Origin of the sequence: Streptomyces sp. M2CJ-2, from assembly GCF_016757295.1 — a bacterium.
Lineage (GTDB): Bacteria > Actinomycetota > Actinomycetes > Streptomycetales > Streptomycetaceae > Streptomyces.
Genome location: NZ_JAESIF010000024.1, coordinates 17,375 through 36,186 on the forward strand (window position 1 = coordinate 17,375; position 18,812 = coordinate 36,186).

General features: G+C 69.9%; 19 protein-coding genes and 1 pseudogene. 2 read left to right on the top strand and 18 right to left on the bottom strand.

The window, feature by feature from the left end; translation table 11 throughout:
* Positions 1-4 precede the first annotated feature (4 nt).
* The 9 genes from tatA to JL475_RS19455 all read right to left on the bottom strand — a co-directional run bounded on the left by tatA (position 5) and on the right by JL475_RS19455 (position 7,430).
* The gene (tatA, locus tag JL475_RS19415; RefSeq protein ID WP_202279054.1) at positions 5-286 is read right to left on the bottom strand and encodes a Sec-independent protein translocase subunit TatA; all 282 of its coding nucleotides are present in this window, start codon (positions 284-286) and stop codon (positions 5-7) included.
* Positions 287-518: 232 nt separating this feature from the next.
* Positions 519-713, bottom strand: coding sequence for a hypothetical protein (locus JL475_RS19420; RefSeq protein WP_202279055.1), 195 nt, complete (start codon positions 711-713; stop codon positions 519-521).
* A 34-nt stretch (positions 714-747) separates the two neighbouring features.
* Positions 748-1,041 carry a hypothetical protein gene (locus JL475_RS19425; RefSeq protein WP_202279056.1) on the bottom strand — a complete coding sequence of 98 codons (294 nt, stop codon included), beginning with the start codon at positions 1,039-1,041 and terminating at the stop codon, positions 748-750.
* Positions 1,042-1,102: 61 nt separating this feature from the next.
* Positions 1,103-2,098 (bottom strand): YafY family protein, encoded by a 996-nt coding sequence (locus JL475_RS19430; protein ID WP_202279057.1) that lies wholly within the window; start codon positions 2,096-2,098, stop codon positions 1,103-1,105.
* A 16-nt stretch (positions 2,099-2,114) separates the two neighbouring features.
* Positions 2,115-3,068: a YafY family protein gene (locus JL475_RS19435; protein ID WP_202279058.1), complete on the bottom strand. Its 954-nt coding sequence runs from the start codon at positions 3,066-3,068 to the stop codon at positions 2,115-2,117.
* 162 nt (positions 3,069-3,230) lie between these two features.
* Positions 3,231-3,602 carry an FKBP-type peptidyl-prolyl cis-trans isomerase gene (locus tag JL475_RS19440; protein ID WP_202279059.1) on the bottom strand — a complete coding sequence of 124 codons (372 nt, stop codon included), beginning with the start codon at positions 3,600-3,602 and terminating at the stop codon, positions 3,231-3,233.
* A 60-nt stretch (positions 3,603-3,662) separates the two neighbouring features.
* The gene (locus JL475_RS19445; RefSeq protein ID WP_202279060.1) at positions 3,663-4,664 is read right to left on the bottom strand and encodes an FKBP-type peptidyl-prolyl cis-trans isomerase; all 1,002 of its coding nucleotides are present in this window, start codon (positions 4,662-4,664) and stop codon (positions 3,663-3,665) included.
* Positions 4,665-4,799: 135 nt separating this feature from the next.
* Entirely contained in the window at positions 4,800-6,161 is a 1,362-nt protein-coding gene (gene pafA / locus JL475_RS19450; RefSeq protein WP_202279061.1) for a Pup--protein ligase, read from the bottom strand.
* Positions 6,162-6,170: 9 nt separating this feature from the next.
* The gene (locus JL475_RS19455; RefSeq protein WP_202279121.1) at positions 6,171-7,430 is read right to left on the bottom strand and encodes an MFS transporter; all 1,260 of its coding nucleotides are present in this window, start codon (positions 7,428-7,430) and stop codon (positions 6,171-6,173) included.
* Between the two features lie 129 nt (positions 7,431-7,559).
* Between JL475_RS19455 and JL475_RS19460 the strand changes: the two genes are divergently transcribed.
* Positions 7,560-8,576, top strand: a complete 1,017-nt coding sequence (locus JL475_RS19460; RefSeq protein WP_202279062.1) for a LacI family DNA-binding transcriptional regulator — start codon at positions 7,560-7,562, stop codon at positions 8,574-8,576.
* A 64-nt stretch (positions 8,577-8,640) separates the two neighbouring features.
* Here the strand turns inward: JL475_RS19460 and prcA are convergent, their stop codons facing one another.
* The 6 genes and pseudogenes from prcA to arc all read right to left on the bottom strand — a co-directional run bounded on the left by prcA (position 8,641) and on the right by arc (position 14,527).
* A complete protein-coding gene (gene prcA / locus JL475_RS19465; RefSeq protein WP_202279063.1) occupies positions 8,641-9,420 on the bottom strand; it encodes a proteasome subunit alpha in 780 nt (259 codons plus the stop codon).
* Between the two features lie 64 nt (positions 9,421-9,484).
* Positions 9,485-10,330: a proteasome subunit beta gene (gene prcB / locus JL475_RS19470; protein ID WP_202279064.1), complete on the bottom strand. Its 846-nt coding sequence runs from the start codon at positions 10,328-10,330 to the stop codon at positions 9,485-9,487.
* Positions 10,282-10,473 (bottom strand): annotated as a pseudogene (locus tag JL475_RS19475) (endonuclease domain-containing protein); the annotation flags it as partial. The pseudogene JL475_RS19475 and the gene prcB, both read right to left, overlap by 49 nt.
* Before the next feature lie 124 nt (positions 10,474-10,597).
* Entirely contained in the window at positions 10,598-10,816 is a 219-nt protein-coding gene (locus JL475_RS19480) for a ubiquitin-like protein Pup (protein WP_109380473.1), read from the bottom strand.
* A 198-nt stretch (positions 10,817-11,014) separates the two neighbouring features.
* Positions 11,015-12,526: a depupylase/deamidase Dop gene (gene dop, locus JL475_RS19485; protein ID WP_368860230.1), complete on the bottom strand. Its 1,512-nt coding sequence runs from the start codon at positions 12,524-12,526 to the stop codon at positions 11,015-11,017.
* A gap of 234 nt (positions 12,527-12,760) precedes the next feature.
* Entirely contained in the window at positions 12,761-14,527 is a 1,767-nt protein-coding gene (gene arc / locus JL475_RS19490) for a proteasome ATPase (RefSeq protein WP_202279065.1), read from the bottom strand.
* Positions 14,528-14,772: 245 nt separating this feature from the next.
* Between arc and JL475_RS19495 the strand changes: the two genes are divergently transcribed.
* Positions 14,773-15,078 carry a ferredoxin gene (locus JL475_RS19495; protein WP_202279066.1) on the top strand — a complete coding sequence of 102 codons (306 nt, stop codon included), beginning with the start codon at positions 14,773-14,775 and terminating at the stop codon, positions 15,076-15,078.
* A gap of 70 nt (positions 15,079-15,148) precedes the next feature.
* On the opposite strand, the gene JL475_RS19500 is transcribed toward JL475_RS19495, so the two are convergent.
* The 3 genes from JL475_RS19500 to JL475_RS19510 form a co-directional block, all read right to left on the bottom strand.
* Complete coding sequence (locus tag JL475_RS19500) at positions 15,149-15,736, bottom strand: hypothetical protein (protein WP_202279067.1); 588 nt, start codon at positions 15,734-15,736, stop codon at positions 15,149-15,151.
* Between the two features lie 215 nt (positions 15,737-15,951).
* Complete coding sequence (locus JL475_RS19505; RefSeq protein ID WP_055597854.1) at positions 15,952-16,854, bottom strand: tRNA (adenine-N1)-methyltransferase; 903 nt, start codon at positions 16,852-16,854, stop codon at positions 15,952-15,954.
* Positions 16,855-16,911: 57 nt separating this feature from the next.
* On the bottom strand, positions 16,912-18,588 hold the full coding sequence (locus tag JL475_RS19510; protein ID WP_202279068.1) for a site-2 protease family protein: 1,677 nt from the start codon (positions 18,586-18,588) through the stop codon (positions 16,912-16,914).
* Positions 18,589-18,812 lie beyond the last annotated feature (224 nt).

An 18,812-nucleotide genomic window follows, 5' to 3' on the forward strand; every position in this document is an offset into this window, starting at 1 on the left:
TGCGTCAGCGCTTGGTCGTGTCCGTCGGCTCCGCGACCGGGCGGGAGCTGGTCACGTCGCCGGGGGCCGCCTGAATGGTGCGCTGTGCCGGGGGCTGCTCGTCGGCGGCCGGCGGATCGGCCGGGGCGGAGGACTTGTTCTCCTCCTTCATCGCCTTCGCCTCGCTCTTGAGGATGCGGGCCGACTTGCCGAGCGACCGCGCCATGTCCGGGAGCTTCTTCGCGCCGAACAGCAGGATGATGACGACGAGGATCAGAATGATCTCGGTAGGTCCGAGCCGTCCCATAAGTCTTTACCTTCTCACCGAGGCGGGTGGGTGGGTGGCTGTCCGACCGGTCGGACAGGTGCCCGAACGACGGCGCTGTCAGCGATCGTAACGCTCAGAGGTGAACCTCCGGCAATCCCCGTGCGTACTCCCGTCCGCGGTCCGGGCCTCGTTCTCCGGGCCGCGCTCAGCAGCGTACCTGCCGGTGCCCTCAACTCGACAGGGCACAGCGGGGACGCCGGATACGGGGCACTCAGAGCGCTTCGGCGGAGCGGGCCGCGCCGGTCGCCGCCCGCTCCAGGTCCTCCGCGGCCCGGTTGATGCGCCGCGCCGAGTCACTGACCTGTCTGCCGAGCCGCTCCGCCTCGACGAAGACCCGTACGGCGAACACCCCGAGCACCACGAGACCCAGGAACCCCACAGCAACCGCGAACATCGGCCAGAACATGGGGTCGAGCCTAGACCGTCCCGCCGCGGAGGTCCTACGCGGTGGAGTGCAGCCGCAGGGTGCTGACCCCGCCCCCGGTGAGCAGCTCGACGACCCGCTCTCCGGCCGGCCTGCGGACCGCGGTCTCGCACGCGGGGCAGGTGAACGAGTAGAAGGTGGTCCGTCTGCTGGCGCCTATGACCAGACGCAGCGCGCTCGCGGCGAGCTCGAAACGCCCCCTGCAGTCCGGGCAGCCCGCCCGGAACACGACCGGCGCCACGCTTCTCATCCCGGAGAACGCGGACGCCACCGTCATGCCCCGAACACCAGAGGTCGCCGACTCGCTCACAGTCCCCGCTCCTGCCTGTCGTCCTGCCCACCCCGGACCACGCGTACGGCGCGCGGTCCGCTCATCCGGCCGCCCCGGCCCCGTCGTACGCCGCCAGCGCCTCGCGGGCCGCCCGCCGGGCGCTCTCGGCGAGATCGTGCGGCGCGACGATCCGGCCGTCCCGCCCGAGCCGCAGCGCCAGCCGTCTCAGCGACGCCGGGTCGGGCGTCCGCAAGGTGATACGCAACCCGCCGTCGGCCAGCTCATCCGCGCTGTCGTGCGGGTAGTACTCGGCGACCCAGCGCCCGCCCGGACCCACCTCGACCACGACCTCCGGATCCTCCGCGGCCGGCTGTACCAGCCCCTCCGACAGGTCCCGCAGTTCGACCTCGGGCGGCGCGGACGGTTCGTCGAGGATGCGGATCTCGGCGACCCGGTCGAGCCGGAACGTGCGCCGCGCCTCGGAGCGACGGCACCAGGCCTCGACATAGGTGTGCCCGACGCTGACCAGGCGGATGGGATCGATCTCACGCTCGCTGAGCTCGTCGCGTGCGGGCGAGTAGTAGCGGATCCAGAGTCTGCGGCGCTCGGCGATGGCCCGGTCGACGTCCGCGAACACGCCGCCCTCGGACTCGAAGGTCACCGACAGCCGGGAGCTGGCGCCCGCCGCCTCACCGGCCGCCGCCTCCACCTTGGCGGTGGCCCGCAGCAGCGCCTGCCGGTCGCTCTCCCGCAGTCCGGGCAGCGTGGCCACGGCCCGTGCGGCGACCAGCAGGGCGGTGGCCTCGTCGGCGGCCAGCCGCAGCGGCTCCGCGGCCTCCGCGCCGAGGGCGGCCGGGTTGTGCCACCAGATGCGCTCGCCGTCGGTGTCGATGTCCAGCAGGTCGCCGCCGCGGAAGCTGGTGCCGCACATGGGCAGCACGTCGAGGTCCGAGACCAGCTCGTCCTCGGTGATGCCGAAGGCGCGCGCCACGTCCTCGATCCGGGCGCCGGGGCGCTCCCGCAGATACGTCACCAGGGAGAGCATCCGCCGGGTCTGGTCGATGGCGTTCACGGGCCTGACCGGTTTGCCTGCCACGTTCTCGTCCGTCCCCTCAGCCCTTGGCGACGGCGCGCAGCCGGTCCACCACGTCGGCCCGCAGCTCGGCGGGTTCCAGGACCACCACGTCCGCTCCGAACTCCACCAGCCAGGCGTCCAGGCCGTGCCCGTACGGAATCTCCAACTCTTCCCAGCCGTCACCGAGTTCCCGCACCGCGGTGGCTTTCGCCCGAAGGGGGTACCCCGCGTCGGAGCGCAGCCGGATGCGCGCGGAGCGGTCGGCACTCTCCCCCGCCCAGCTCGCCACCGTCTCGCGGACGGTGACGACGTCCGGCACCGGGGTGGTGTAACGAGTGCCGCGTGAGCGCACCTTGCCGGTGATCCGGGACAACCGGAACACCCGCTCGGCGCCTCGGTCACGGTCCCAGCCCGCCAGATACCAGTGGCCCCGCCAGCATTCCAGCGCCCACGGCTCGACGTGGCGGGATTCGGGTTGTACGGCGTTGGCCTTGCGGTAGTCGAAGACGACCGGCCGACGGTCGCGGCAGGCCAGCATCAGCGGTTCGAAGGCGGCCTCGTGCACGGGGATGCGCGGCTCGAGCGCACCGTGCGCCCCGTAGGGGTCGACGTCCTCGGGCAGCCCCGCCGCCCGCAGCTTCTGCAGGGCGCCGCTGGCCGCACCGGCCAGTCTGGCCTGCTGCCACACCTTGGCCGCCAGCCCCAGCGCGGCGGCCTCCTCCGCGTCGAGGGTGATGGGCGGCAGGCGGTTGCTGTCCCGCCGGGCCAGATAGCCGATCTCGCCGTCGAGGTTCTCGACGGTCTCGATGACGAGCCCGAGTTCGCGCAGATCGTCCTTGTCGCGCTCGAACATCCGGTTGAAGGCGTCGTCGGAGGCCGCCTCGAGGTAGGCCTCGACGGACTCGCGCAGCTCACGCTTGCTCAGTGGCCGCCGTGTCCCCAGCAGACACAGCGCCAGGTTCATCAGCCGCTCGGCCTTGGCAATGGCCATCGACGCCCTTCGCCTCCCTATGGTGCTCAGTCCGATGACCGTACCGCCCCGTGGTGGCGCGGCAAAAGCCGAGGGCCCATGCCCGGGCAGGCATGGACCCCAGGTGATCGACTCCGGTCGTCACCCGATCCGACGGCGATCAGGCCGCGATCGAGCGGGCGATCACACGCCGAGCAGGTCGACCACGAAGATCAGTGTCTCGCCGGGCTTGATCGCCGGAGTCGGGCTCTGGTCGCCGTAGGCGAGGTGGGCGGGAATGGTCAGCTGGCGACGGCCGCCGACCTTCATGCCCTGCACGCCCTGGTCCCAGCCCTTGATGACCCGGCCGCCGCCCAGCGGGAAACGGAACGGAGTGCCACGGTTCCAGCTGGCGTCGAACTCCTCACCCGTGCTGAAGGCGACACCGACGTAGTGGACGGTGACGGTCTGACCCGCCTGCGCCACCTCTCCGTCGCCCTCCCAGATGTCCTTGATCTCGAGCTCCGCCGGGGGCTCGCCGCCCGGGAAGTCGATCTCGGGCTTGTCGATGCTCACGTCTAACGCTCCTGCTTGTCTGCGGAAAGGCGAACACACACAGTCTTACATCACGCGCGGTCACAACTTCGCGAGGATGTCGACCGAGAAGACCAGTGTGGAGTCCTTCTTGATGTCACTGCCCTGCGGCGGGTTGTCGCCGTAACCCAGCTCCGGCGGAATGACGATGAGGACCCGGCTGCCCACCTTCTTCCCGGTGAGCCCCTGCGCCCAGCCCTTGACGACCTGCTGCAACGAGAACGAGGTCAGCTGCTTCCGGGAGTACGTCGAGTCGAACTCCTTGCCGCCGTCCCACAACACGCCCTTGTACTGCACGAGCACGCTGTCCTCGGCACCGACCTCCGGGCCGTCGCCCTCGAGGACGTAGCTCGACACGAGCTTCTTCGGGGCGGCCGCGTCGGGCACCTCGATGGCGGGGGCCTTGCCGTCGGTGTTGGTACCCACCTTGGGCAGACCGGTGTCGTCCTGGGCGACCTCGGTGCCCTCGGCGGAGCTCTTGGCGTTGAACGCGTCCTGCACGTCCACCACGAACACCAGCGTGTCGGTGCCCTTGATGCCCGCCTGCTCATTACCCTGCGTGCCGTATCCCCAGGTGGGCGGGACGGCCATCTCGACCCGGCTGCCGGTCTTCTTGCCGGCCAGCGCGTACCGCCAGCCGTCGATGATGCTGCCCTGGGCCAGCTGGATCGCCAGCGGGCTCTTGCGGTCGTAGGAGTTGTCGAACACCTTCGCGGTGCTCCACACCTGGCCCAGGTAGTGGGCCACCACGAAGTCGTTCTCGGCGATGGTCCTGCCGCCGCCCGCGATGACCGTCTTCACCGCGAGGTCCTTGGACGGATCACCGCTGCCCTTCTCGACCGTGGGCTTCTCGCCGAACTTCACGCCCGCGGTGATCGCCGGCAGCGGACCGTCGACGATCTTCGGCGACGGCGCGGCCGAGGCGTCCGGAGCCGACGGCGAGGCGCTCTCGCCGGCCCTGTTCGAATCGGACTCACCGTCGCCGCACGCGGCGAGAGTGACCAGTCCGGCGGGTACGGCAATGAGGAGTGAGCGTCGGCGCACGGTGGGGGCCTCGTAATCGTCGATCCTGTGGGTGGCGTCCGCGCAACTCTACGGCGTGAGAAGGGCGCCGCACTGAGTAACGTGCGGCGCCCGTGTGGCGTTCCGCGGTTCCCGGGATCCGCGGAGCGTCCTGTCTCACATTCCGGCGATCAGCTTCTCCACCCGCTCGTCCACCGACCGGAACGGGTCCTTGCACAACACCGTCCGCTGTGCCTGGTCGTTGAGCTTGAGATGGACCCAGTCGACGGTGAAGTCCCGGCGCTGCTCCTGCGCCCGGCGGATGAAGTCACCGCGCAACCGCGCCCGGGTGGTCTGCGGCGGAACGGACTTGCCCTCGAAGATCTTCAGATCGTCGCAGATCCGGGCGGCCTGCCCCTTCTTCTCCAGCAGGTAGTAGAGACCACGACGGCGGTGGATGTCGTGGTAGGCGAGGTCTATCTGCGCGACCCGCGGATGCGACATGGTCATGTTGTGCTTGGCCCGGTACCGCTCGATGAGCTTGTACTTCATGACCCAGTCGATCTCGGTGTCGATGCGGTCGAGGTCCTCGGCCTCGATCGCGTCCAGCGTACGGCCCCACAGTTCGAGCACCTGCTCGACGGTGCCGGTGCGGATACCGCGACGCTCGCAGAAGTCCAGCGCCTTCTCGTAGTACTCGCGCTGCACCTCCAGCGCGGAGGCCTCACGGCCGCTCGCCAGGCGGACCTTGCGGCAGCCGGTGATGTCATGGCTCACCTCACGGATCGCCCGGATCGGGTTCTCCAGGGTGAGGTCACGCATCACCGTGCCCGCCTCGATCATGCGCAGCACCAGATCGGTGGCGCCGACCTTCAGCAGCATGGTCGTCTCGGACATGTTCGAGTCGCCCACGATGACATGCAGCCGGCGATAGCGCTCGGCGTCCGCGTGCGGTTCGTCGCGCGTGTTGATGATCGGCCGGGAACGGGTCGTCGCCGAGGAGACGCCCTCCCAGATGTGCTCCGCCCGCTGACTGACGCAGTAGACGGCCCCACGCGGCGTCTGCAGCACCTTCCCGGCACCGCACAGCAGCTGGCGGGTCACCAGGAACGGGATGAGGATGTCCGCGAGTCGCGAGAACTCCCCGTGCCGCGCCACCAGATAGTTCTCGTGGCACCCGTACGAGTTGCCCGCCGAGTCGGTGTTGTTCTTGAACAGGTAGACGTCGCCTGCGATTCCCTCCTCGTGCAGGCGTCGTTCGGCGTCCACCAGGAGCCCTTCGAGAATGCGCTCCCCGGCCTTGTCGTGCGTGACCAGCTCGGTCACGTTGTCACATTCGGGTGTGGCGTATTCCGGATGCGACCCCACGTCGAGATAGAGACGGGCTCCGTTGCGCAGAAAAACATTGCTGCTTCGGCCCCATGACACAACACGGCGGAAGAGGTACCGCGCCACCTCGTCAGGAGACAGGCGCCGCTGTCCCCTGAACGTGCACGTGACGCCGTACTCGTTCTCCAGCCCGAAAATGCGGCGGTCCATGACTGAACATTACGCCCGATCCCCTGAACCCAAACGAGGTTCGAGGGCACGGTTCGGATCATTTTCCGAACCGACCGCAACGACAGCCCCCTGAACGGCAACCGCCAATACCCGTCCGGTGGAAATCAAAACCAGCAAAGCCACGGCTCCCGCGGCGGCCGGAACCGCGAACCCCCACTGCGCGCCGCCCGCCTCGACCACCGGGCCCGCCAGGCCCGTTCCCACCGAGGCACCCACCGTGAACATCGTCACCAGCCACGAGAACGCCTCCGTGACCGTCCCGGCCGGCGCGTGCCGGTCCACCAGCACGAAGGCACAGGCGATCACCGGGGCCAGGAACACACCCGCGAGCACCGTGAGGAAGGTCATCGCCACCGCGCCCGGCATCAGCGTCAGCGGCAGGTAACACACCGCCAGAAACGCGACCAGCACCTGAAGTCGCCGCGCCGGCTCACCCGCCCACTGCCGCGCCCCGTACGCCATACCACCGATGAGCGCGCCGAAACCGAGACCCGCCATCAGCCAGCCGTACACCTGGTCGCCCCCGTGCCCGTCCGCGTACGGCACCGACGCCACCGTGATGGAACCCATCGCGACACCGACGAACAGGAAGGCGCCCAGCAGCGCCAGCAGCCCCGGCGAGCGCAGCGCGCCCAGCCAGTGCGCCTCGCGCGGCGCCGAACGCCACGCGCGCGAGGGCGCCGACACGACCACGGACAGGGCGCCCAGCACCCCCAGCACGTTCAGCACCAGCAGCGCGGCCCGGGGCGACCACAGCGACGCACACACCGTCACGAGCAGCGGCCCGACGGTGAACATGACCTCCTGCGCCACCGCGTCCATCGCGTACGCCCGGTGGATCTGCTCCTGCCGGTGCAGCACCGAGGACCACAGGGCCCGCAGCCCGCCCTCCAACGGCGGCGTGAACAGCCCCGCGGCGGCCACCGACGCGTAGGCCGCGGTCCTCGGCTCGATCCCCACGAAGGCGAAGACCGCCATCGCCAGCGCCGACAGCACCGCGGCCGGCAACTGCACCCGCGGCTGCCCGCGCAGATCCACCAGGCGCCCCAGCACCGGCTGGCCGACCGCGTTGGCGACGCCGTACACCGCCGCCAGGGCACCGGCCAGACTGTACGAACCGCCCTGCGCGCGGACGAACAACACGATCGCGATGGCCGCGGTCGCGTTCGGCAGCCGCCCCACCAGCGTGCCCACCAGCAGCCGAGTGGCGTGCCGCGCCCGGAGAATCTCCAGGTATCCCGTGGCCATGCCGCGCCTCCACTCACTACCGGCGTCCACCGGAATCATCGACGTTGTACGTATAACTAAGGTCCCCATACGTACCATGTCGGCTGTTCACCAGTCCAGACGGAGTCCAGACGAAGGAGCGGCCCCACGGTGGCCCGAGCCCAGATCCGCCCCACGAGCAGGGACGTCGCCCAAGCAGCAGGCGTCTCCCAGGCCGCCGTGTCCCTCGTCATGGGCGACAAATGGCGCGGCCGCGTCTCGGAGGCCACCGCACAACGCGTACGCGACGCCGCGCACCGCCTCGGCTACCGCCCCAACCTCGCCGCCCGCAACCTACGCCTCGGACACACCCGCACCGTCCTTCTCGTCGTCCCCGCCCTCACCACCGAATTCTTCGCCGGCGTCTACACCGGAGCCGCCCGCGTCGCCGCCCAGCACGGCTTCGGCGTGGTCCTCTACCCCTCACCCGAGGGCATCGGCCCCGCCCGCAACCCCTTCGCCTCGGCGCAGGCCGCGCTCGACGGCGTCATCGCCTCCTCCATGGCCGCCGACGCCCTGACCGACATCCGCGGCGACCAGCTCCCCCTGGTCATGCTCGACAGCGACCCCGAGAGCAACCCGGGCGCCGCCACGGTCAACCTCGACATCGCCGACGGCATCCGCCAGATCACCCGCCACCTCGTGGCCCTGGGCCACCGCAGCTTCCTGCACCTGGCCGCCGACGTCCCCTCCTGGACCTTCGAGGTGCGCGCCCGCGAACTGACCACCCGACTGGCCGCGACCCCCGGCACCACGCTCCGCACGACCCGCTCGCCCATCTCCATCCAGGGCGCCGTCACCGCCGCCCAAGCCGCCCTCACCGGACCCGACCGCCCCACCGCCGTCATCTGCGACGACGACCAGCTCGCGGCCGGCACCTACAAGGCGGCCCGCCGCCTGGGCCTGCGCATCCCCGACGACCTCTCCGTCACCGGCCTCGACGACCTGGCCCTGGCCACGGCCCTCGACCCGGAACTCACCACGGTCCGCCTCGACGCGGAGCTCTTCGGCGAACGCGGCATGCAGGCCCTCCTCGCGGTCCTGGACCGCCGCGACCCCGAGGCCGGGGACATCCCCGTCCACCTGGTGCCCCGGGGCTCGACCGGCCCGGCCACCGCACACCCCTGAAACGGAAAGGCGACGGGGCGGGGACTGCCCCCGCCCCGCCACCGGCAGGCCGCTCCGAACGCGCCTACTCCTCGCTCTCGGCCTCGCTCCCGGCCCCGGTCTCCGTGTCCGCGTCGGCCTCCGCCTCGGACACCGTCTCCGCGCCACCGGCCTCCAGCAGCCGCGCCAGCCGTCGCCCCGTGATCCGCCGGAACTTCCGCTGCTGCGGCCGCGTGCGGTCCAGCACCGCCACCTCCAGCCGCTCCGCGGGAATCTCCCGCTCACCGCCGTTGGTGTCCCGCGACAGCGCCTGCACCGCCAGCTCCAGCGCCTGGGCCAGCGTCATCCCGTCCCGGTGGCGCTGATCCAGATACCCGCTGATCTGCTCCGCGTTGCCCCCCACCGCGACCGAGCCGTGTTCGTCCACGATGGAACCGTCGTGCGGCAACCGGTAGATCTGGTCGCCCTCCGGGGTCTCCCCGACCTCGGCCACCACCAGCTCCACCTCGTACGGCTTCTCCGCCGCACTCGAGAAGATCGTCCCCAGCGTCTGCGCGTACACGTTCGCCAGGCCCCGGGCGGTCACGTCGTCACGGTCATAGGTGTAACCCCGCAGATCGGCGTAGCGCACCCCGCCGATCCGCAGGTTCTCGTACTCGTTGTACTTGCCGGCGGCGGCGAAGCCGATCCGGTCGTAGATCTCGCTGAACTTGTGCAACGCACGGGACGGGTTCTCACCGACGAACACGATGCCGTCGGCGTACTGCAGCACGACCAAGCTGCGGCCACGGGCGATCCCCTTGCGGGCGTACTCCGCCCGGTCGGCCATCGCCTGCTGGGGTGAGACATAGAACGGCGTCGACACGGTTCAACCGTCCCTTTCTGTCGAAGTCACTGGATGGAGGTCCCTCGGCATCGAACCGCCCGCCCTACAGCAGCGAGGCCCGCGGGCCGTCCGGCTGCTCCAGCCGCCGCTCCAGCACGGACCGGGCGATCCCGGACGCCTCGTCCTCGGAGAGCCTGCGGTAGCCGTCCTCGGTGATCACCGTGACAATCGGGTAGATCCGCCGGGCGACATCGGGACCGCCGGTCGCCGAGTCGTCGTCCGCCGCGTCGTACAGGGCCTGCACGACCAGTGTGGTCGCCTCGGTCTCGCTCAGGTCGTCCCGGAAGAGCTTCTTCATGGCGCTGCGCGCGAAGACGGACCCGGAACCGGTGGCGGCGTAGCCCTGCTCCTCCGAGCGCCCGCCCGTGACGTCGTAGGAGAAGATCCGCCCCTTCTCCCGGTCCGTGTCGTACCCCGCGAACAGCGGGACCACGGCCAGGCCCTGCATCGCCATCGCGAGGTTGGACCGGATCATGGTCGACAGCCGGTTCGCCTTGCCCTCCAGGGACAGCTGCGTCCCCTCGACCTTCTCGAAGTGCTCCAGCTCCAGCTGGAACAGCTTCACCATCTCCACGGCGAGCCCCGCCGTACCGGCGATGCCCACCGCCGAGTACTCGTCCGCCGGGAACACCTTCTCGATGTCCCGCTGAGCGATGATGTTGCCCATGGTGGCCCGGCGGTCACCGGCGAGCACGACACCACCGGGAAAGCTCGCAGCCACGATCGTCGTGCCGTGCGGCGCCTCCACCGCTCCCTGGAGCGGTGGCAGCTTCCGCCGTCCCGGCAGCATCTCGGGCTGGTGATCGGAGAGAAAGTCCATGAAGGAGGAAGACCCTGGCGTCAGGAAGGCGGCCGGCAGCCGCCCGGTGCTAGGAGTGTTGGCTTCCACGAGGTTCCCTCCAGATAGGCGGCAGCCCGACGGATGGCGTCGGGATCGTCTCCCAACTTGCCGATGGCCGAATTGCAGTTGATGCACGGTACGCCACGGACCCTACCCGTCTTGCGGCAGTGATCCACACGTATGGCCGGGGCATTCCGCCACCGGCGAAGGCCGCCCGCGGTGCGGACCGACCGCACCGCGGGCAGCGCTTCACCAGCTACTCCCCCCGTACCCACGACCCTGACCTGCGACCTTCGAATCGAAGGTCGCCCCGGCCTACTGGCCGCCCTTCTGAACGAAGGACCTCACGAAGTCCTCGGCATTCTCCTCGAGCACGTCGTCGATCTCGTCGAGTACGGAGTCCACGTCGTCGTTCAGTTTTTCCTGGCGCTCCTTGAGGTCCTCAGAAGCCTGCGCGTCCTGCGTCTGCTCCTCGACCTCCTCCGTGGAGCGTGTGGCCTTCTGCTGCCCGCCGCCGGTGTCCTTCGTTGCCATAACCCTCACCCCGCTCAGCTCGCCCGACATGGTCGGCATTGCGCCGATCAGTGTTGATCAGTGTTGATCAGACCCTACAAGCCGGGTCCGACAGTGCCCCCGCACTTGCTCCAACGTACGGGGACCGTCTCGATGATTCCCGGCTCCGGGGTCTTCCACCCTGCCCGGCCGGCCCCTCCCGGGTTCCCAGATCGTGGTTCAGCTCCCGGACAACACCCTGACCAGGTCTTCCGCCGTGCGGCAGCGGTCCAGGAGCTCCTTGACATGATTACGCGTTCCGCGAAGCGGTTCCAGGGTTGGGACGCGCTGGAGCGAGTCCCGGCCCGGCAGATCGAAGATCACCGAGTCCCAGGAGGCCGCCGCCACATCGTCCGCGTACTGCTCCAGGCAGCGTCCGCGGAAGTAGGCGCGGGTGTCCTCCGGCGGCTTCGTCCGGGCCCGCTCGATGTCCCTCTCGTCCAGCAGCCGCTTCATGCGGCCGCGGGCGACCAGACGGTTGTAGAGCCCCTTGTCGGGGCGTACGTCGGCGTACTGGAGGTCGACGAGGTGCAGTCGGGCGGCGTCCCAGTCCAGGTCGTCCCTGCGCCGGTAGCCCTCCATGAGTTCCCGCTTGGCGACCCAGTCCAGCTCGCCGGCCAGGCTCATGGGGTCGTTCTCCAGGCGGTTGAGGGTGTCCTCCCAGCGGGCCAGGACGTCCTTGGTCTGGTCGTCGGCGTCGGCCCCGTACCGTTCCTCGACGTATTTGCGGGAGAGCTCGTAGTACTCCATCTGGAGCTGGACGGCGGTGAGTGTGCGGCCGCTGCGGAGGGTGACGAGCCGTTCCAGGGTCGGATCGTGCGAGATCTGGTGCAGCGTCCGTACGGGCTGGTCGACCGCGAGGTCCACGGCGATGAAGCCGTCCTCGATCATCGACAGGACGAGCGCGGTCGTGCCGAGCTTCAGGTAGGTGGAGATCTCGGACAGGTTCGCGTCGCCGATGATCACGTGGAGCCGGCGGTGTTTCTCGGCGTCGGCGTGCGGTTCGTCGCGGGTGTTGATGATGGGGCGCTTCAGTGTGGTCTCGAGGCCGACCTCGACCTCGAAGTAGTCCGCGCGCTGGCTGAGCTGGAAGCCGTGCTCGTGACCGTCCTGGCCGATGCCGACGCGGCCCGCGCCGGTGAAGACCTGGCGGGAGACGAAGAACGGGGTGAGGTGGCGGACGATGTCCGAGAACGGGGTCTCCCGCCTCATCAGGTAGTTCTCGTGGGTGCCGTAGGAGGCGCCCTTGTTGTCGGTGTTGTTCTTGTACAGGTGGATGGGCTGGGCGCCGGGGAGCGCCGCCGCCCGCTCCGCGGCCTCGGCCATGATGCGTTCGCCGGCCTTGTCCCAGAGGACGGCGTCGCGGGGGTTGGTGACCTCCGGGGCGCTGTACTCGGGGTGCGCGTGGTCGACGTAGAGTCGCGCGCCGTTGGTGAGGATGACATTGGCGAGGCCGATGTCCTCGTCGGTGAGCTGGCTGGCGTCGGCGGCCTCGCGCGCGAGGTCGAAGCCTCGCGCGTCGCGCAGCGGGTTCTCCTCCTCGAAGTCCCAGCGGGCCCGGCGGGCCCGGTGCATCGCCGCCGCGTAGGCGTTCACGATCTGGGACGAGGTGAGCATGGCATTGGCGTTGGGGTGGCCGGGGACGGAGATCCCGTACTCCGTCTCGATGCCCATTACTCGCCGTACAGTCATGCGGCCCTCCTTGCCCGGCGGCGTCCCCGGTCGGGGGCGCTGCTCAAGTACCGCTGGCGCTCCGTGCGTGTGCGGTGCCCGTCCCCGCACTGCGCGACTCGGCGGTACCGAAGAGCCTAGAACGCCTTTGCGCTGGTGGGGAGATCATTTGCGTCTTTGCCGTGTTCCCGGTCGTGTCCCGGAAAGCAGTCGGCTGCGGGTACCCGTCGAGGGCACCCGCAGCCGCCCTGCTTTTTACAGGTATTGACCGGTGTTTGCCACCGTGTCGATGGAGCGTCCCGTGTCCGCGCCCTGCTTTCCGGTGATGAGGGTGCGGATGTAAACAATCCGCTCACCCTTCTTACCGGAGATTCGGGCCCAGTCGTCCGGGTTGGTGGTGTTGGGCAGGTCCTCGTTCTCCTTGAACTCGTCCACACATGCCTGGAGCAGGTGGGAGACGCGGAGACCCTTCTGGCTCTTCTCGAGGAAGTCCTTGATCGCCATCTTCTTGGCGCGGCCGACGATGTTCTCGATCATGGCGCCGGAGTTGAAGTCCTTGAAGTAGAGGACTTCCTTGTCTCCATTGGCGTACGTGACTTCCAGGAAGCGGTTCTCCTCGCTTTCGGCGTACATCTGTTCCACCGCGGTCTGGATCATGCTCTGGACCGTCATGCCCCTGTCGCCGCCGTGCTCGGCGATGTCGTCGCCGTGCAGCGGGAGGCGCTGGGTGAGGTACTTGCCGAAGATGTCCTTGGCCGCCTCGGCGTCCGGACGTTCGATCTTGATCTTCACATCGAGCCGGCCGGGTCGCAGGATGGCGGGGTCGATCATGTCCTCACGGTTGGAGGCACCGATCACGACCACGTTCTGCAGGCCCTCCACGCCGTCGATCTCGGCGAGGAGCTGCGGGACGATGGTGTTCTCCACGTCGGAGCTGACACCGGAGCCGCGGGTTCGGAAGAGGGATTCCATCTCGTCGAAGAAGACGATGACGGGGGTGCCCTCACTGGCCTTCTCGCGGGCCCGCTGGAAGACCAGGCGGATCTGCCGCTCGGTCTCGCCGACGTACTTGTTCAGCAGCTCGGGGCCCTTGATGTTGAGGAAGAAGCTCTTGCCGGCGGCCTGGCCGGTGACCTCGGCGACCTTCTTGGCCAGCGAGTTGGCGACGGCCTTGGCGATGAGCGTCTTGCCGCATCCGGGAGGCCCGTAGAGCAGTACGCCCTTGGGCGGGCGCAGTTCGTGCTCCCTGAACAGGTCCGGATAGAGGTAGGGCAGCTCGACGGCGTCGCGGATGGCTTCGATCTGGTTGCCGAGGCCGCCGATCTGCTCGTAGCCGATGTCGGGGACTTCCTCGAGGACGAGCTCCTCGACCTCGCTCTTCGGGACGATCTCGTAGACGTACCCGGAGCGGGGTTCGAGCAGGAGGGCGTCACCGGGGCGGATGGTGATGCCCAGCAGGGGTTCGGCGAGCCGGACCACCCGTTCCTCGTCGGTGTGCCCGAGGACGAGGGCCCGTTCTCCGTCCTCGAGGATCTCCTTGAGGGTGACGATGTCACCGACGCGCTCGAACTCCATGGCCTCGACCACGTTGAGCGCTTCGTTGAGCATCACTTCCTGGCCACGCCGGAGCTCGTCGAGGTCGACGCTCGGGCTGACGTTCACCCGGAGCTTTCTACCGCCGGTGAAGATGTCGGCGGTGCCGTCCTCGTTCGCCAGGAGGAAAACTCCGAAGCCGGCCGGTGGCTGGGCCAGCCGGTCCACTTCCTCCTTGAGGGCCACGATCTGGTCGCGGGCCTCGCGGAGCGTGCCGGCGAGTCGTTCGTTCTGGGCGGACACGCCGGCCAGGTTGGTCTGCAGCTCGACGATCCGCTCTTCGAGAATCCTCGTGTGTCGCGGAGAGTCGGCGAGCTTGCGGCGCAGGACGGCGATCTCCTGCTCAAGGTAGGCGATCTGCCCGGCCGGGTCGTCGGACCCGCGTCCCGGGCGGATGCCGCGGTTCATGTCGTCGTCGTGGGCTGCCACGGTCCTCACCTCCTCCAAGGGGAGCTGGACGCTTCCAGACCCTACCTGGGCGGGTGTCGATTGAAACCCCTAGATCACAAAGACGGTCGAGGTGTGTCCGATCTTCACCCTTGCGCTCTCCCTCACGCCAGGGGAATACCCATCGAGGGTGACGGGAACCCCGGCGGAGGTAGGGTCGATGTGTTCAACACCCGTCGGAGCTGGCCGGATTCCCGTTCGGCCCGACGCGGGAGACGGCAGGGGAGATGAGCGTGCAGCAGGAGGCCGGAGTCGACGCCGAGGCTCTGGAGGTCTGGATCGACCAGGACCTGTGTACCGGTGACGGCATCTGCGCGCAGTACGCGCCCGAGGTGTTCGAGCTGGACATCGACGGTCTGGCTTATGTGAAGGGCCCGGACGACGAGTTGTTGCAGGCCGCGGGGGCGGCGGCGCGGGTGCCGCTGCCGGTTCTCACGGATGTGGTCGATTCGGCGAAGGAGTGTCCGGGCGAGTGCATTCACGTACGGCGCGTGGCCGACGGCGTGGAGGTGTACGGCCCGGACGCCGGGTGACCGTTGTGGAGCTTTCCGTCACCACCGTCCGATTTCTCCGATGTTCGTTCCCGCCTCACGCTCGCGTGGTTCACACGCTCCGGGCGTCAGAGGGCGTGGAGCGGACGAACGCGCCGTTGTCCCAGTGCCACTTCAGGCTCTTGCGCACATCGGGGCAGCAACTGGGTACGTCGGAGGACGAGTAGCCGAGGAGCGCCGCGGTGATCTCGCCGTCGCGTACGGCGAAGTCGTCGACGTTGGTGCGGTCCTTGGGGTCGACGAGGGTGGCCACCACGCGTGGAGTGCCGGCTCCGGCGGCCTCGGTCAGGACGTACATGCCGTCGGGCGGGGTGCCCATGGGTGCGTCGCAGTGGACGACCGCCACGGTCTCGGGCCGTCCGTCGCCGTCGAGGTCGCCGGCCGCCTCCTTCTTGACCACGGCCTGCACCGGACCGCATTCGATCGGGAACTCGACGTCCGCGGGGTCCGGCGGGGCGATGGGCGCCGGGGCACTCCTGGTCTGCGGGGCCTGCGGGTCGGGTGTCTGGGCCGCGGTCGCGGCCGGGGGCTGCAGCAGGCCGGAGAGCGCCACGACTCCGGCGACGGCCGTGGCGGTGGCGACCCAGTGGATCGGGCGGGTGTGCGTGTGGGCGAGTTCCGGGACGGCGGATGACTGCACGAGGAGTGTCTCCTGTGAGGGCTGTGCCGGTGGGGGTGGCCAGCATCGTGCCACACGTCACAGTGCGGGGGAACGCCGGGGTGGGCGGTTCCGGTGCGGGGCCCGGGAAGACACCGGCCGCCGTCGCGTCAACATGAGGGCGCCGTGGCGCAGTTCCCGGTGTGGTCCGGGAACTGCGCCACGGCGCCGGTGCGTTGTCGTGGTGGTGGGACGGGTCAGCGGGCGGTGCCCGCGTCGGCGTTGGGTCCCGAGTAGTCCTCGCCGTAGGCGCCCTTGGCGGGGCGGCGTCGACGCATGGGGGGCTCGACCCCGTCGGCGAGGCGGCGGGCGGTGAGCAGGAAGCCGGTGTGGCCGATCATCCGGTGGTCCGGGCGGACGGCCAGCCCTTCGATGTGCCAGTTGCGGATCATGGATTCCCAGGCGGTCGGCTCGTTGAAGGAGCCGATCTCGCGGATGGACTCGACGGTCCGGGCCAGCTGGGTCGTGGTCGCGACGTAGCAGCAGAGGATGCCGCCGGGGACGAGCGCCTTGGAGACGGCCTCCAGGCATTCCCAGGGGGCGAGCATGTCGAGGATGACGCGGTCGACCTCGGTGTCGGACAGATTGTCCTGGAGGTCGCCGACGGTGAGCTGCCAGGCGGGGTGCGGGCCGCCGAAGTAGCGTTCCACGTTGGCCTGGGCGATCTCGGCGAAATCCTCGCGGCGTTCGTAGCTGTGCAGCATGCCCTGGTCGCCGATGGCGCGCAGCAGGAAGCTGCTGAGCGAGCCGGAGCCCACACCTGCCTCCACGACGCGGGCGCCGGGGAAGATGTCGGCGAAGGCGAGGATCTGTCCCGCGTCCTTGGGGTAGACGACGGCTGCCCCGCGGGGCATGGACAGGACGTAGTCGGGGAGCAGGGGGCGCAGCGCGAGGTAGGCGACGTTCCCGGTGGTGCGGACAACGCTGCCCTCGGGTGCGCCGATCAGTTCGTCGTGGGGGAAGGAACCCTTGTGGGTGTGGAAGTTCTTCCCGGCCTCGAGCGTGAACGTGTAGTGGCGGCCCTTGGGGTCGGTCAGCTGTACCTGGTCCCCGACCTTGAAGGGCCCACGGCGGCGGGCGGCACCGGTCGGTTCGGACATGTGACCAGCCTACCGGTCCCGACGTGGGCCACTGACCACTCGAGGGCGGGGCGGACGTCAGGCGGGGCGGGCCATGGCCTTGACGAAGGCCCGCTCGACGTCGGCCGCGGACAGGACGCCGTAGATCTCGCCGGTGGTCTCGACGACCAGGTACTCGGTGGCGGGGGCGGCGCGCAGGGCCTCGAGGAGGTCCTCTCCCGCGAGCTCGGCGGAGACGCGCATGCCGTCGGTGAGTTCCTGGGCGAGTCCGCTGACCGGGACCCAGGGGCGGCGGTGTTCGGGTACGCCGACGATGGCGGCCTCGCGCACCAGGGAGAGCGGGGTGCCGTCGGGGTCGACGACGACGAGGGCCCGGGCTCCGGCGGCGTTGGCGCGGCGCAGGGCCTCGGAGAGCGGGGTGTCCGTCTCCACGGGCACCGCGCGGCGGGTGAGGGCGCGGGCACGCAGTTCAGGAAGGTGTTCGCGCAGGCGGGCCATGCGCAGGCTGTTGCCCGCACCGGTCCAGATGATCGCGGCGAGGATGGCGGCGAGCAGCGCGTCGAGGACGGTGTCCATACCGACGCTGTCCTCGGCGGCGGAACCGAGGGCTCCGGACTGGGTGAGCAGGGGGAGGCCGATCAGGACGGAGACGGCGAGGGCGCGGCCCACCCAGGCGGCGACGATGGTGCCGCTCATCGGCTTGCCGGTGAGTTTCCAGACGACCGCGCGGAGCATGCGTCCGCCGTCGAGGGGGAGGCCGGGCAGGAGGTTGAAGACGGCCACGATGAGGTTGGAGATCATCAGGCCGGCCAGCAGGACGCCGGGGACGGAGCTGGGTTCGACGGCGAGCAGGGCGACGTAGAACAGGCCGGACAGGACGAGGGAGAGCAGGGGGCCGACGAAGGCGAGCACGAACTCCCGCCCGGGTGTCTCCGCCTCCTTCTCGATCTCGGAGACGCCGCCGAAGAACTGGAGCTGGATGCGGCGCACCGGCAGCTTGAAGCGGAGGGCGGCGAGGGTGTGGGCGAGTTCGTGGACGAGTACGGAGGCGTAGAAGGCGACGGCGAAGAACAGCGAGACCAGATAGCTGGCGGCGCCCAGTTCGGGCAGCACGCGGTCGATCTGGCCGCCGAAGACCCAGGTGATCAGGATGGCGACGAGGAACCAGCTGGGGGCGACGTAGACGGGCACGCCGAACGGGCGTCCCATCAGCAGTCCACCGCGCTGCTGCTCCGGGGGACGCGGGGCGGGCCCCTTGCCGGATCCGGAGTGGGCGAGGGTGCGGTCGGCGCTGTGGGGCTCGGGGTGCGCGGACCGGTGGCCGTCCCGCGGAGCACCCTCGGACGGAACACCCGCGGGAGCAGGGGGCTCGGACCCGCCGTCCTCCGGGGTCCGCGGGTCATGGTGCTCGGCGGGCCGACTCGACTCACCCGGCTCCCCCGGACGGTCCGGGCCGGCCGGACCCCGCGGGTCGTGCGGGTGGGCGTCGGTGTCCGGGGCAGGGGGTCGCGCGGGCTCCCCGTTCCGGGGCGTGGCCCCGGTGTCCGCCGGGGTACCGCCGGTCCGTGACGGAGCGTCGCCGGAGGCCGACGGGTCACGGTCGGCGGTGCGGTCGTCGGGGGTGCTCGGGGTGGTTTCGGCCGGGTCGAAGCGGCCCCCGTCCGTGGGGGGTGCGCCCGCCGGGGCCCCCACGTGGCGCTCGGCCGGCTCGTCGTTGCCGGATCGCGGCTGCCCGCGTCCGCCGCTTGCGTCCACCGGTGTCCCCTCGTCGCTGCGTTTCCCGTGCCTGCCGGACGGGAGGGTCTGGTGTCGATGGTATGCGGCCGTCGCCACACCTCTCGCCTCGGCACCCCTGTCTCTTCCCGTGCGGCACCGCGCCCGCTCGCCCTCTCCGCTCCCCCTTTCCCTCCTTTTCCCCCGTTTCCCTTTTCCCCCTCTCTCCTTCTCTCCCTTCCTCTCCCTGCAGTCACCCTGCAGTC